The sequence below is a fragment of the Nocardiopsis sp. KDC1DS13DA1 genome (genome assembly GCF_055632325.1).
The window spans coordinates 269763-284032 of the sequence record NZ_JBVMUY010000014.1 but is presented as its reverse complement, the minus strand read 5'-3'; the positions used below and the strand labels follow the sequence as shown (position 1 = coordinate 284032).

13 protein-coding genes are annotated in these 14270 nt (G+C 71.5%); 4 read left to right on the top strand and 9 right to left on the bottom strand.

The annotated features are described in order from the left end of the window. Positions 1–46: 46 nt before the first annotated feature. The 3 genes from glgB (at position 47) to ACTVAJ_RS09605 (ending at position 4986) form a co-directional block, all read left to right on the top strand. Complete coding sequence (gene glgB, locus ACTVAJ_RS09615; protein WP_470387881.1) at positions 47–2203, top strand: 1,4-alpha-glucan branching protein GlgB; 2157 nt, start codon at positions 47–49, stop codon at positions 2201–2203. A gap of 114 nt (positions 2204–2317) precedes the next feature. Beyond that, positions 2318–2914, top strand: a complete 597-nt coding sequence (locus ACTVAJ_RS09610; protein WP_470387726.1) for a hypothetical protein — start codon at positions 2318–2320, stop codon at positions 2912–2914. A gap of 290 nt (positions 2915–3204) precedes the next feature. Next, positions 3205–4986, top strand: coding sequence for an AfsR/SARP family transcriptional regulator (locus tag ACTVAJ_RS09605; RefSeq protein WP_470387725.1), 1782 nt, complete (start codon positions 3205–3207; stop codon positions 4984–4986). On the opposite strand, the gene ACTVAJ_RS09600 is transcribed toward ACTVAJ_RS09605, so the two are convergent. The 6 genes from ACTVAJ_RS09600 to rpsB all read right to left on the bottom strand — a co-directional run bounded on the left by ACTVAJ_RS09600 (position 4983) and on the right by rpsB (position 10612). Then, positions 4983–6164: a pyridoxal phosphate-dependent aminotransferase gene (locus ACTVAJ_RS09600; protein ID WP_470387724.1), complete on the bottom strand. Its 1182-nt coding sequence runs from the start codon at positions 6162–6164 to the stop codon at positions 4983–4985. The two genes, ACTVAJ_RS09605 and ACTVAJ_RS09600, sit on opposite strands and share 4 nt — an antisense overlap. Before the next feature lie 84 nt (positions 6165–6248). After that, a complete protein-coding gene (locus tag ACTVAJ_RS09595) occupies positions 6249–7178 on the bottom strand; it encodes a phosphatidate cytidylyltransferase (RefSeq protein ID WP_470387723.1) in 930 nt (309 codons plus the stop codon). 2 nt (positions 7179–7180) lie between these two features. After that, positions 7181–7738: a ribosome recycling factor gene (gene frr, locus ACTVAJ_RS09590; protein ID WP_470387722.1), complete on the bottom strand. Its 558-nt coding sequence runs from the start codon at positions 7736–7738 to the stop codon at positions 7181–7183. A gap of 59 nt (positions 7739–7797) precedes the next feature. Beyond that, positions 7798–8541, bottom strand: a complete 744-nt coding sequence (gene pyrH / locus ACTVAJ_RS09585) for a UMP kinase (RefSeq protein WP_470387721.1) — start codon at positions 8539–8541, stop codon at positions 7798–7800. A 171-nt stretch (positions 8542–8712) separates the two neighbouring features. After that, positions 8713–9549 carry a translation elongation factor Ts gene (gene tsf / locus ACTVAJ_RS09580; RefSeq protein WP_470387720.1) on the bottom strand — a complete coding sequence of 279 codons (837 nt, stop codon included), beginning with the start codon at positions 9547–9549 and terminating at the stop codon, positions 8713–8715. Between the two features lie 124 nt (positions 9550–9673). Beyond that, complete coding sequence (rpsB, locus tag ACTVAJ_RS09575) at positions 9674–10612, bottom strand: 30S ribosomal protein S2 (protein WP_470387719.1); 939 nt, start codon at positions 10610–10612, stop codon at positions 9674–9676. A 296-nt stretch (positions 10613–10908) separates the two neighbouring features. Between rpsB and ACTVAJ_RS09570 the strand changes: the two genes are divergently transcribed. Further along, positions 10909–11646 (top strand): M23 family metallopeptidase, encoded by a 738-nt coding sequence (locus ACTVAJ_RS09570; RefSeq protein ID WP_470387718.1) that lies wholly within the window; start codon positions 10909–10911, stop codon positions 11644–11646. 62 nt (positions 11647–11708) lie between these two features. Here ACTVAJ_RS09570 and ACTVAJ_RS09565 read toward each other — a convergent pair whose 3' ends face one another. The 3 genes from ACTVAJ_RS09565 to ACTVAJ_RS09555 form a co-directional block, all read right to left on the bottom strand. Next, a complete protein-coding gene (locus tag ACTVAJ_RS09565; RefSeq protein ID WP_470387717.1) occupies positions 11709–12584 on the bottom strand; it encodes a tyrosine recombinase XerC in 876 nt (291 codons plus the stop codon). After that, on the bottom strand, positions 12581–12934 hold the full coding sequence (locus tag ACTVAJ_RS09560) for a RidA family protein (protein WP_470387716.1): 354 nt from the start codon (positions 12932–12934) through the stop codon (positions 12581–12583). The genes ACTVAJ_RS09565 and ACTVAJ_RS09560 overlap by 4 nt, the downstream gene beginning before the upstream one ends. 81 nt (positions 12935–13015) lie before the next feature. Next, entirely contained in the window at positions 13016–14179 is a 1164-nt protein-coding gene (locus ACTVAJ_RS09555) for a DNA-processing protein DprA (protein ID WP_470387715.1), read from the bottom strand. Positions 14180–14270 lie beyond the last annotated feature (91 nt).

Here is a 14270-nt window from a genome sequence, read left to right as displayed (position 1 = left end):
CCGCCGGCCGCGCACCGCGAAGCCCGGCCCTGAACTCCTCGCCGGCCTGGACCGGGTGGTGGACGGGCACCACCACGACCCGCACTCGCTGCTGGGGGTGCACACCACGGGCCGGAACACGGTCGTGCGAGCCCTGCGCCCGGGCGCGCTGGAGGTGCACGCGGTCCTGCCCGACGGCACCCGTGTCGCCCTCGACCACCTGCACCGGGGTGTGTTCGCGGGCAGGGTCACGAAAACCGCCCTGGGGTCCCCGGCCGACTACCGGATCGCCGCGCGCTACGAGGCCGACGGCCCCGAGCACGTGACCGCCGACCCCTACCGGTTCACCCCCACCCTGGGCGACCTCGACCTGCACCTGATCGGCGAGGGGCGGCACGAGGAGCTGTGGCGCGCGCTGGGCGCCCATGTCCGCACGGTCGACACCCGCATGGGCGAGGTGTCCGGCACCGGATTCGCGGTGTGGGCGCCGGACGCGCGCGGGGTCCGCCTGACCGGGGACGTCAACCACTGGAACGGCGTCGGCCACCCCATGCGGAGCCTGGGGGCCAGTGGCGTGTGGGAGCTGTTCGTGCCCGGCATGGGCGACGGCGACCTGTACAAGTTCCAGGTGCTGGGCGCCGACGGACACTGGCGCGACAAGGCCGACCCGATGGCGCGCCGGACCGAGCTGCCGCCGTCGACGGCGTCGATCGTGACCGTGTCCTCGCACACGTGGGGCGACCAGACGTGGATGGCCGAGCGCAAGGGCACGGAGCCGCACCGCGCGCCGATGAGCGTGTACGAGGTGCACCTGGGGTCGTGGCGGCCGGGGCTGGGCTACCTCGAACTGGCGGAGCAGCTCGTCGGGTACGTCACCGACATGGGCTTCACCCACGTGGAGTTCATGCCCGTCTCGGGATACCCGTTCGACGGCTCCTGGGGTTACCAGGTGACCTCCTACTACGCGCCCACGCCGCGCTTCGGGTCGCCGGACGAGTTCCGGTACCTGGTCGACGCGCTGCACCGGGCCGGCGTGGGTGTGCTGCTGGACTGGGTCCCCGCGCACTTCCCCAGGGACGAGTGGGCGCTGGCACGGTTCGACGGCAGCGCGCTGTACGAGCACCCGGACCCGCGCAGGGGCGAGCACCCCGACTGGGGGACCCTGATCTTCAACTACGGACGCACGGAGGTGCGCAACTTCCTCATCGCCAACGCGCTGTACTGGCTGGAGGAGTTCCACGTCGACGGGCTGCGGGTGGACGCGGTCGCGTCGATGATCTACCTGGACTACTCGCGCGACTCCGACCGGTGGGAGCCCAACGTGTTCGGCGGTCGGGAGAACCTGGAGGCGATCGACTTCCTCAAGGAGCTGAACACGACCGTCTACCGCCGCAACCCGGGTGCGGTGATGATCGCGGAGGAGTCGACGGCCTACACGGGCGTGACCCGGCCGGTGGACCACGGAGGGCTCGGCTTCGGGCTCAAGTGGAACATGGGGTGGATGCACGACACCCTGGAGTACGTCAAGAAGGAGCCGATCCACCGGCAGTACCACCACGACGAGGTCACCTTCTCGATGGTGTACGCCTACAGCGAGAACTACGTGCTCCCGCTGTCGCACGACGAGGTCGTGCACGGGAAGCAGTCGCTGCTGAACAAGGCCCCCGGCGACGAGTGGCAGCGGACGGCGACCGTGCGCGCACTGCTGGGGTACATGTGGTCGCACCCCGGCAAACAGCTGCTGTTCATGGGTGGGGAGATCGCCCAGGGGGACGAGTGGTCGCACGAGGCCGGGGTGCCGTGGTGGCTGCTCCAGTTCGACCACCACGCGGGGGTGCAGCGGCTGGTCCGGGCGCTCAACGACACCTACCGCCCGCGCCCGGCCCTGTGGTCGCTGGACACCGACCCGGCCGGGTTCCGGTGGCTGGACGGCGGTGACCGCGAGGGGAACACGCTGTCGTACCTGCGCCACGGCGAGGACGGGTCGGTGCTGGCCTGCGCGGTGAACTTCTCGCCGGTGCCGCGCCCGGGCTGGCGGGCGGGGTTGCCGGTCGGAGGACGGTGGAACTGCGTGCTCAACTCCGACGACCCGAGGTTCGGCGGTTCGGGGCACCCCGCACCGGCCCACGTCACCGCCGAGGAACGGGGATGGCACGGCCAGCCGTTCTCCGCGGAACTGACGCTGCCGCCGCTCGGCGCGGTGTGGTTCGAGCCCGAACGGTAGGCCGCGGTCGTCGACCACCGCCGGGGGCGCCTGCCGCCCCCGGCGCCGGAACCGTGGGGTGGGACGGCCCCGGCGCCCACCCGTCACGGTCGAGTCCAACGGAGCGGGGAGCCCATGCGCGAACGAGCGATCCCACTCGCGGCCGCCGTCCTGAGCGGCCTCCTCGTGGGTTTCCTGTCGGCGACGAGCAACCAGGTCGCGCCCGACGGTCTGGTCGACCACACGGTGTGGAGCGCGACCGCCCAGTACGCGGGCGGGGTGGCCAACAGCCTGGTCGTCTGGTTCTGGGTTCCCTTCGCGCTCGGTCGGCTGGAACCCGACTCGAACGGCTGGGCGGGCGCGCTGGGAGCGGTCTTCATGGCGACCGCGTTCGTCACGCACGACGTGCACGGACGGCTGCACGCGGACGCGGTACCCGGTGCCGGGACCGCGCCGCCGGCGGCCGATGCCGCACTGTGGCTGACGCTCGGTGTCGCGGTGGTCGGCGGTGTGATCGCCGGGACCACCGGGCTCCTGTCCCGGACCCGGCGGGCGGTGGTGCTGCTCCTGGCCCTGGCCGTCGCCGCGGAACTGGTCCGCCGCCCCCTCGACTCGTGGCGGAGCAGCATCTCCGCGGTGGAGAACACGACCTTCGTCCTCCTCGCCTGCGCGGTCGTCGGCGGCCTGGCCGTCCTGGCCGCGCGGTCCCGGGTGGAGAGGGGGAGTGGCTAGGCCCACCCGTCGCCCACCACCACCCTCAACGGACGCCTCCGGCGCACCACCCTCCCAACGTCGCCCACCACCACCCTCAACGGACGCCTCCGGCACACCACCCCCACACCATCGCCCACCGCCCCGAGCGGCTTCGTCGCCCTGGGCGGCACCCTGCCCGGTGGCTGTTGGCCCGATGTGGCCATGGAGAAAATGGACACCGAAGTTGGCACCCAATACCATTCCGATAGTAAATATATGACGACATTGAGTAACATAATTCGATCTCTGACTATTCGTGGGAGGCTGGTGTGCCCTTCGTGATCCTGGGTCCCCTCGGTTACGAGGACCCCGACACGTGGATCAGAGTCCCCCAGGGCAATTCGGCCGTCGTCCTCGCGATGCTGCTGGTCAACGCCGGTCGGGTCGTCCAGGTCGACACCCTCGTGAACGAGGTGTGGGGCGGCATGCCCGTGGGCACGGCGCGCAAACAGATCCAGATCCTGGTGAGCGGGCTCCGGCGCCGCCTGGCCAAGCTCGGCGACGTCATCGAGACCGTCGGCACCGGGTACATGGTGCGTGTCGATTCCACGGACGTGGACGCCTGGACCTTCGAACGGCGCCTGGCGGAGGCCCGAGCCGCCGTCGACCGCGGGGAACCCCACCTGGCCGCCACCCTCTACCGCCAGGCGGACCGGATGTGGCGCGGCCCCCACGCGCTGGCGGACGTGCGGACCGACACGCTGGAAACCGAGGCCCTCCGCCTCGGCGACCTGCGCAGGGCCGCGGTCATGGAGCGCGTCGACGTCGAACTGGGACTCGGATGGCACGACGCGCTCGCCGTGGAACTCGGCCCCCTCGTGCGGGAGGACCCCTTCAACGAACGCCTGCGCGGCCAGCTGATCCTCGCCCTCCACCGCTCGGGCCGGCGTACCGAGGCCGTCGACGTCTACCACGACGGCCGCGCGGCCTTCGAGGACACCCTCGGCCGCCCCCTCGGCCCCGACCTCAGGCGACTCCACCAGCGCATCATGCGGCACGACGCGGAGCTCGGCCGCACGGCCGCACGGCCCCGGCACGTACCGCGCGCCCTACCCGCCGGGGCGTGCCGTCTCATCGGGCGCCGGTCGGAACTGGACACGATCCGGAAGGTGCTCACCCCCAGCGCACCGGACGCGCTCCCGGCCGTGTGCGTCACGGGACGTCCCGGTGCCGGCAAGACCGCCCTGGCCGTGGCCGCCGCGCACGAACTCACCGCCGTCTACCCCGACGGCACGCTCTACGCCGACCTGGGCGGGAATCCGGCACCCGAACACGTCCTCACCGAGTTCCTCCGCTCCCTCGGAGTCCCCGACCACGACGTCCCCCGCGACCCCCGACGACTGACCGAGTCCTTCCGGCGCGCCACGGCCGACCTGCGGGTCCTGGTCGTCCTCGACGGCGTCCCCTCCGCCGACCGGGTGGAACCGCTGCTGCCCACCGGAACGGGCAACGGCATGATCATCACCGGCCGGGTGGCCCTCGCCGAGCTCGCGGGTGCCGTCCGCCTCCCCCTGGGAGCGCTGCCCCCGTCGGCCTCCCGCGCCTTCCTGGCCGAGAGCATCGGCGCCCGGAGGGTGGCGGCCGAACCGGAGGAGGCCGACGCCCTCGCCCACCTGTGCGAGGGGCTGCCGCTGGCGCTGCGGACCGTCGGCGCGCGGCTCGCCGCCGCCGAGCACCGTCCCCTGCGCTGGCTGCTCGACCGGCTCATGGACGAACGGGACCTGCTGGACGAGCTCCGGTTCGGTGACCTCTCCGTACGCGCCTCCCTGGAGTCCGCCCTCAGCCTGGCCACGGACACCGAGACGGGGGTCCTGCGCGCGGTCTCGACCCTGGGGCCCCGGGGCTTCGCCACGGAGGAGGCGGCCGACCTGGCCGGAACGCCGCTCCGGGAGACCGAGGACCTCCTCGACCGCCTCGCGTCGGTGCACCTGCTCGACACCGACGACGGCGAGACCTTCCGCTGCCCCCGCCTGCTCCTGACGTTCCTGGAGGAGGACCGCCGTATGGAGGACGCCGTCGCCCCGGGCCCGTGCGGAGCCCCGACGTCCTAGGCGTCGTCCCCGCGCCAGGCGACCAGACGGTTCACGGCCTCGTCCAGTACCTCGTCCCGCTTGCAGAAGGCGAACCGCAGCAGGTGCGCGCCCTCCTCCTCGTGGTCGTAGAAGACCTGGGCTGGCACCGCGGCCACCCCGGCCGCACGGGGCAGGGCCCGGGCCACGGCGAGACCGTCGTCGTGACCCAGGGGCCGGATGTCGGCCATGAGGAAGTAGGTGCCCTCACACGGGTACACGTCGAACCCGGCCCGGACCAGCCCCGCGGCCAGCCGGTCGCGCTTGGTCTGGAGGGAGGCGCGCTGGGCCTCGATCCAGTCCCCCTCCTGGTCGATGGCGTCGGCGATCGCCAGTTGGAGCGCGCCGTTGGCGGAGAAGGTCAGGAACTGGTTGACCGTGCGCACGGCGCGCACCAACGGCTCGGGGCCCATGACCCAACCGGTCTTCCAGGCGGTGACGGCGAACATCTTGCCCACCGAGGACACCGACAGGGTCCGCTCGCGCATTCCCGGCAGGGCCGCCAGGGGCACGTGCGGCAGCCCGTCGAAGGTGAGGAACTCGTACACCTCGTCGGTGAGGGCGATCAGGTCGTGCTCACGGCACACCTGGGCGATCGTCTCGAGCTCCTCGGCCGTGAACACGGTCCCCGTCGGGTTGTGGGGCGTGTTGACGATGATCACGCGAGTGCGCGGCCCCACCGCGGCACGCAGTTCGCCGGGGTCGAAGGTGAACGCGCCCCGTTCCGGGTCCGGTCGCAGGGCCACCGGCCTGCGCACGCCTCCGGCCAGGGAGATCATCGCGGCGTAGGAGTCGTACATCGGCTCGAAGACGACCACCTCGTCGCCCCGTTCCACCAGGGCGAGCAGCGACGCGGCGATCCCGGCGGTGGCGCCGACGGTCACGTAGACCTCGGAGTCGGGGTCGAGCTCGATGCCGTAGTGGCGGGCACGGTAACGGCTCACCGCCCGGCGCAGTTCGGGCCGTCCGGGACCCGGAGGGTACTGGTTCACCCCGCCCAGGATGTGCCCGGTGGCCGCCTCCAGCAGGGAGCGCGGCCCGTCGGTGTCCGGGAATCCCTGGCCGAGGTTGACGGATTCGGTCTCGACGGCCAGACGCGTCATCTCCGCGAAGACGGTCTCACCGTAGGAGCGCATGCGATCGATCAGCGGTTCATCCACGGACCGAGCGTATCGGCCCGGTACCGGCGTACGTCGCCCCCGGGGCGGCACAGCCGACCGGGGCCGGCCTGGCACGGCTCCCCGTCAGAGCAGCAGGGCCAGTACCACCCACACCACGGGACCGGCGATCAGGAGGGAGTCCAGGCGGTCCATCAGCCCGCCGTGCCCCGGCATGAAACTGCCCATGTCCTTGACGCCGAGGTCGCGTTTGAACAGCGACTCGATGAGGTCCCCCACCGTGGCCGCGAACACGACCGCCAGCCCCAGCAGCACACCGACCCACCAGGGCCCGTCCAGCATCAGGACGACGCACAGGGCACCGGCCACCGCACAGCCGACGACCGAACCGCCAAAGCCCTCCCACGTCTTGTTCGGGCTGATCACGGGCGCCATCTTGTGCCGTCCCAGCAGGATCCCGGCGAAGTAGCCGCCGATGTCGCTGGAGATGGTGACCACGATGAACGTGACCAGGCGCAACTGCCCGTCCTCCGGATGGGAGATGAGCAGTTGCCACGTACCGAGCAGGAAGGGCAGGTAGAGCAGTGTGAACAGGTTGGCCGACACGTCGGCGACGAACCCCTCCGCTCCGCCCCGCAACCGCCACACGAGCAGGGCGATCGCGGTGAGCGCGGTCGCCCCCACCAACCAGTCGGTCCCGCCGAAGTACGCGCAGACCTGCATGGCCACGCCGCCGACGGCCATCGGCACCAGGGCCAGGGCCATGCCCTTCCCGGCGAACGCCCGGTTGACCTCGCGCAGGCCGATGAGCACCGCCAGCGAGGTGATGATCGTGAACAGCTGGGGCAGGGGGAAGATCGAGAAGAAGACGAGTGCGCCCAGGACGCACCCGCTGGCGATGGCCACCGGGAGGTTGCGACCGGTCTTCACCGGCTCACCTCCCGGCTTGTGCAGCACGAAGCGCTGCCCGGCGGCCTCGTCGGCGGGCGATCCCTCGTCGGGTCTGTGCTCCGGCGAGAGGTCGTCGCCTCCGGAGCCACTGGAAGGAGTGGTCACCACTAAACCTCGAGCAGTTCCGCTTCCTTGTGCTTGAGCAGCTCGTCGACGCTGGCGACGTAGGTGTGGGACAACTTGTCCAACTCCGCCTGCGCGCGGTGCGCCTCGTCCTCACCGAGCTCGCCCGCCTTGACGGCCTTCTCGAACGCGTCCTTGGCGTGGCGGCGGATGTTGCGGATCGAGACCTTGCTGTCCTCGGCCTTGGTCCGCGCGACCTTCACGTACTCCTTGCGGCGCTCCTCGGACAGGTCCGGGAACACCACGCGGATGACCTGGCCGTCATCGGACGGGTTCACGCCCAGGTCGCTGTTGCGGATGGCGTTGATGATCTCGGTCCGCGCGCTGACGTCGAACGGCGAGATGACCACCATGCGCGGTTCGGGAACCGAGAAGGAGGCCAGCTGGTTGATCGGCGTCCTCGCACCGTAGTACTCCACGGTGATCTTGTTGAAGGTCGCGGGTGTGGGACGTCCCGTGCGGATGGTGGAGAAGTCCTCCTTCGCCACCGTGACGGCCTTCTCCATCTTCTCCTCGGTTTCGAGGAGGGTCTCTTCGATCATTGTTGGCGCTCCCGGAATCGACTCTGGTGTTCGTGGCTTACTGGGGTGGCGCGTCCGCGTCAGGCGGGGGCCGGTCCGACGATCGTGCCGATCTTCTCACCGCGGACGGCGCGCAGGATGTTGCCCTGGCTCATCAGATCGAACACGACGATGGGCAGACCGTTGTCCATGCACAGGCTGACCGCGGTGGCGTCCATGACCTTGAGGCCGCGGGTGAGGACCTCGTTGTAGTTGAGCTTGTCGAACTTGACCGCGTCCGGGTTGCGCTGCGGGTCGGCGTCGTAGACCCCGTCGACCTGGGTGCCCTTGAGGACCGCCTGAGCACCGATCTCCAGCGCGCGCTGGGCTGCGGTGGTGTCGGTGGAGAAGAACGGCGCGCCCAGACCGGCGCCGAAGATGACCACACGCCCCTTCTCCAGGTGGCGGACGGCGCGGCGCGGGATGTAGGCCTCGGCGACCTGGCTCATGTGGATGGCGGTCTGCACGCGCGTGTCCACGCCGAGGCGCTCCAGGAAGTCCTGGAGGGCGAGGCAGTTGATGACCGTGCCGAGCATGCCCATGTAGTCGGCCCGGCCGCGCTCGATCCCGCCCTCGGTGAGCTGCGCTCCGCGGAACATGTTCCCGCCGCCGACGACGACGGCGACCTGGATGCCCTCGGAGACGGCCTCGGCGATGGACTCCGCGACGTACTGGACGACCTCGGGGTCGATGCCCAGACCGCCACCGCCCGCGAACGCCTCTCCGGAGAGTTTGAGCATCACACGTTTCCAGCCGGAATCGTGCATGGCGGTCTCGGTGCTCATCGCTTTGTTCTCCGACACGGCCTGTGGCCTCCCTTGTTGTTCCCGAGCGGCACAGGGTCCCCCGAGTGCTCCTGCTGCGGACGGACGGGGCGCTCACGCGTCCGAACCCGCCCATATCCGCCGAAGGTGCCGGGGAGCACTCTCCCCGGCACCTCCATCATGTCAAAATCCCTAGGCCTGGCCGACCTTGAAGCGAACGAAGCGCTTGACGGTCACGCCGGCCTCGTCGACGACCTTCTGGACCGTCTTCTTGTTCTCCTTGACGAACGGCTGGCCGAGGAGGGTGACCTCCTTGAAGAAGCCGTTCAGGCGACCCTCCACGATCTTGGGGATCGCCTGCTCAGGCTTGCCCTCCTCGCGGGTGGTCTGCTCGGCGATGCTGCGCTCCTTCTCCACCACGTCGGCCGGAACGTCGTCCTTGCCGACGTACTGCGGGGCCAGAGCGGCGATCTGCTGGGCGACGTCCTTGCCCACCTCGGCGTCGGCCTTGTCCAGCTCGACCAGGACACCCATGGTGGGCGGCAGGTCGGGGTCGGACTTGTGCAGGTAGCTGGCGACGTAGGCGCCCTCGAACTTGGCGACGCGGCGCAGCTCCAGCTTCTCGCCGATGACCGCGCCCTTCTCCTCGATGAAGGTCTGGAGCGTCTTGCCCGGCTCGATCTCGGCGGCGGCGACGGCGACGAGCTCGTCGCTGTCAGCGGCGGCGACGAAGTCGGCGACCTGGTTGGCCAGCGCGATGAACTGCTCGTTCTTGGCGACGAAGTCGGTCTCGCAGTTGAGCTCGATCAGGGTGGCCTTGCCCTCGCCCTCCTGCTTGAGGACGACCATGCCCTGGGCGGCGGTGCGCTCGCCGCGCTCGGCCTGCTTCTTGGCACCCTTGATGCGCAGGGCCTCGACGGCCTTGTCGAAGTCGCCGTCGGCCTCGGTGAGGGCCTTCTTGCAGGCCATCATGCCGGAGCCGGTCATGTCGCGCAGCTTCTTGACGTCCGCGGCGGTGAAGTTCGCCATGACTGTTCTCGGATTCCCTTGGAAGTGGAGCGTCGGTGGTCTGGGGCCACGGGACGGCACCCGCGGACCCGCGTGAGCCGCCCCACCGGTGTCGGTGGGGCGGCGGGGTGGGACGACCCGGTGCCTACTCGGCGGAGGCCTCGGGGGCCGGGGTCTCCTCGGCGGGCGTGTCGGCGGCGGCCTCGGCCGGAGCCTCAGCCGGGGTCTCGGCCGGAGCCTCAGCCGGGGTCTCGGCCGGAGCCTCAGCGGCCGGAGCGGCGGCCTCGGTGGAGGCGGCCTCGCCCTTGCCCTCCAGGAGCTCGCGCTCCCACTCGGCCAGGGGCTCCTCGGCGGCCTTCTCCTCACCGGCGGCCTCGGCGCCGGAGGCACCCGAGCGGGCCAGCAGACCGTCGGCGACGGCGTCGGCGACGACGCGGGTGAGCAGGCTGACGCTGCGGATGGCGTCGTCGTTGCCCGGGATCGGGTAGTCGACCTCGTCGGGGTCGCAGTTGGTGTCCAGGATGGCGACGACCGGGATGTTCAGCTTCCGGGCCTCGCTGATCGCGATGTGCTCCTTCTTGGTGTCCACGATCCACACGGCGCTGGGCACGCGGGACATGTCGCGGATACCACCGAGGGTGCGCTCCAGCTTCTCCTTCTCACGGCGGAGGTTGAGGAGCTCCTTCTTGGTGAGCGAGGAGCCGGCGACGTCGTCGAAGTCGATCTCCTCCAGCTCCTTGAGGCGCTGGAGCCGCTTGTGGACGGTGGAGAAGTTGGTGAGCATGCCGCCCAGCCAGCGCTGGTTGACGAAGGGCATGCCGACGCGGCGGGCCTGCTCGTCGATGGCCTCCTGGGCCTGCTTCTTGGTACCGACGAACAGGATGGTGCCGCCGTGGGCGACCGTCTGCTTGACGAACTCGTAGGCCCGGTCGATGTAGGCCAGCGACTTCTGCAGGTCGATGATGTAGATGCCGTTGCGCTCGGTGAAGATGAAGCGCTTCATCTTCGGGTTCCAGCGGCGGGTCTGGTGTCCGAAGTGAACGCCGCTCTCCAGGAGCTGGCGGATCGTCACGACTGTGGCCATGACCTGGTCCTCCTTGCGGTGGCGGAGGTTGTCCTCCGCCGTCGGTTGTGCCTGACGCCCCGGCCGTACCGCCACTCCGCCGAAGCGGTGTGGACCGTGGGTGCGGCCCCTCCCCGGAGGAAGGCGCGTGGACGTGCGAATTGTGGTCGGCCCGACGGGCCGCAGACGATTCTATCGTCCGTCGGGGATACACAGGACCTGCGTTGTGTCCAGGGGCTGCCACCCCCTGTGGACGGGTTGTCCACAGCCTCCCCCGACCCCTGGTGCACCACCCCCGTTCGCCCGAGCCTTGACGTATGAGTCCTCGCCGCCTCATCCGCCTCCTGCTGGCCTTCTCCCTTCTGCTCTTCCCCCTCGCCCCGGACCGAACCGCCGTCCGGCCCGCCTGGCACTGGCCCCTGGACGATCCGGTGGTGGTGCTGCGCGGATTCGACCCGCCGGCGCAGCGCTGGCTCCCCGGACACCTGGGGGTCGACCTCGCCGCCGAGCCCGGGGACCAGGTGTACGCGGCCGGCCCCGGACGGGTGCACTTCGCCGGCCCCGTCGCGGGAACACCACTGGTCAGCGTGGCCCACGGCGACCTGCGCACCACCTACCTGCCGGTGGACTCCGCGCTCGCCCGGGGCGACCCGGTCGAGGCCGGACAGGTGATCGGCACCGTCCCGGACCGACCCACGCACTGCGCCGACCGGCCCTGCCTGCACTGGGGTCTGCTCCACGGCAGCACGCACCTGGACCCGCTGTCCCTGCTCGGACGCGGACAGGTCCGACTGCTGCCCCTCGGCGCCGCCCTGGGATTCCAGGACCACCGAGGGCGCATCATGATCCCGAAGAAAACGGGGGATCCCCTGACCCGGTACCAGGAATTCCACCTGAAGGAACACGCACGAAACGCGAGGAAGCACCATGGTCCGGAAATGAGGCGGACGCCATGTCTCCGGTTCCCGCACGGACGGAGGCACCACCGGGACATACGCCAGCGGATCCGTGCGGCCTGGCGGTGCCCACGGCGATCGCCGGACCGGTCGGGATGACCGCCCTGGTTTTCCATCGACGACTCGCCGCGCCCGTGGCGCACAAGGGCGGCGAAGAGTAGTCAGGCGCGGGGGTGGGCCTGTCGGTAGGTGTCGCGGAGTCGGTCCACGGACACGTGCGTGTACACCTGGGTGCTGCGGGGACTGGCATGGCCGAGGAACTCCTGCACGCTGCGCAGGTCGGCGCCCCCGTTCAACAGGTGGGTGGCGGCGCTGTGCCGCAGACCGTGCGGGCCGCTGTCCACCCCGGCGGCGCGCAGGCGGGCGTGGACGTCCTCCCTGGCCTGACGTACCCCGAGGCGGCCGCCTCGGGCACCGAGGAACACCGCCGCTCCGCTGGCCGGGGCGGTCCACTCCGGCCGCCCACCGGTGAGCCAGGCGTCCAGCGCGTCGAGGGCGGGCGCCCCCACGGGTACCGTGCGCTCCTTGTCGCCCTTGCCCAGGACACGCACCGTGTTCCGTTCCCGGTCGACGTCGTCCAGGTCGAGGGCGCACAGCTCCGCGACGCGCACCCCCGTGGCGTAGAGCACCTCCACCACGGCGTGGCGGCGCAGCTCGACCGGAGACTCGGCGGGACCCTCGGAGAGGGCCTCGGCGGTCTGGCGTTCGTCCAGCACCGTCGGCAGCGACCTGCGTTGGGCGGGACCGGCCAGACGCGGGCCGGGGTCGGTGGCCAGAACGCCCTCGCGGTGCAGGAACCGGGTGAAGGCCCGCACGGCGGCCACCCGGCGCGCGGTCGTGGCCCGGCTCGCCCCGGCGTCGCGGGCCCGCGACAGCCAGGCACGTACCAGCGGCACGTCCAGCTCCGACACCTCGTACCCGGTCTCCTCCAGGTGGGCCAGGAGCGAGCGCAGGTCGGCCAGGTAGCCGCGCACCGTGTGCGGCGACCGGCCGAGTTCACCGGTCAGATGGGCGGCGAAGGGCTCCAGCACCGTCACCTCCGGGGAAGGCAGGCGACAGCGTCGATCTCCAGCAGGTAACTCGGGTTGATCAGCCCGCTGACCTCCACCAGGGTCGCGGCCGGTCGGTGGTCGCCCGGAAGGCAGGTCAGGAGGGCGGAACGGAACTCGTCGAGGTCACCGATGTGGCGCAGGTAGTAGGTGAGCTTCACCACCTGGGTGAGGTCGGCGCCGTGCCGGGCGAGGACGGTCTCGATGTTCTGGAAGATCTGGCGGGTCTGCCCCGTCACGTCCCCGGCGACGCTCCCGTCGGGGGCCTGGGGGATCTGTCCGGAGACAAACAGGAGGGGGCCGTCGGCCGGGAGGGCGTCGCTGTACGTGGAAGCCATGACAGTGACCGTACCCCCGCCGCCGTGGCGGAACCGGCGCTGTACCCGACAGCCCCGTACCCGGCACCGGACGATCCCCCCTCAGAGCGCGGGCCGCCACCCGGTGGCGCAGCGCTCCACGTACCCCGCCGCCGCGAGCAGCCCGAGGGACCGCATGGCCTGTTCCAGGGTGGCGCCGCCGCGCGCGGCGATCGTCGCGGTCCCCGCCCCGGCCCGTGGCACGGCCTCCAGCACCCGCGCCGTCTCCGGGTCGAGGTCGGCCGCCACCCGCAGCGGTCCGGGGCCCCGGGGGGCGTCGTCCAGCGGCACCACCTGGGCGACGACGTCGTCGGCACAGGTGACACACCCCGCCTGCCAGTCACGGAGCAGGACGTGGCAGCCGACCGACATCGCCGACGTCACCGGACCGGGCACCGCCATGAGTGTCCGGTGCATCTCCACCGCGTGCGCGGCGGTGTTCAACGCCCCGCTGCGCCGCCCGGCCTCCACGACCACGGTCCCGGGCGTGAGCGCCGCGATCAGCCGGTTGCGCACCAGGAAGTCGGGGGCTCGGGGGGTGGCTCCCACCGGCCGCTCGCTCACCAGGACACCGCTCCTGGCCACGTCCGCGAACAGGCCCGCGTGCCCCCTGGGGTAGTCCACGTCCAGCCCGCAGGCCAGCACGACCACGGTGCCGCCCGCCGCGTGCGCGGCCCGGTGCGCCGCCCCGTCGACGCCGTACGCGCCCCCGGAGACCACCACGACCGAGCGTGCGGCCAGGTCGTAGGAGAGCTCCGACGCGACATGCTCCCCGTAGGCGGTCGCCGCCCGCGCACCCACGACGGCCACCGACCGCAGGCACAGGTTGCGCAGGTCGCCCCGGCCGCGTACCCACAGGCCGTGCGACCGGCTCCCGCCGGGCAGGTCCAGGGCGTCGAGCCGCCCCGGCCACTCCGGGTCACCCGGGACCACGAGCCGGACCCCGGCATCGGCCGACGCGCTCAGCAGCGCGTCGGCGTCCACCGTCGCGGCCCGGCGGCTCCACCGCTCCCAGCGTCGCCGCAGCCGGTCCCGGGTGATCGGGTCGGCTCCGGCGGTGCTCGGTGACTCCGGCGGCGGCGCGCCCGCCGTCAGCTGCGCCCACACCCGGTCCGCGCCGTGGTCGGCGAGCATCTCCCCCACCCACGGCTCCCCCGGCGGTACCACGGCCGTCAGGCAGGCCCGCGCCCGGGCGTCCGCCTCCCCCTCACCGTCCCGTCCGGTCACCTCATCCCCTCCTGCACGTCGTCGTGTCCTTGGCACTCCACCCGCCGCGCCCTCCCGGCCGTCCGTTGTTCGGGCCCTCCCCTTTCCCCCG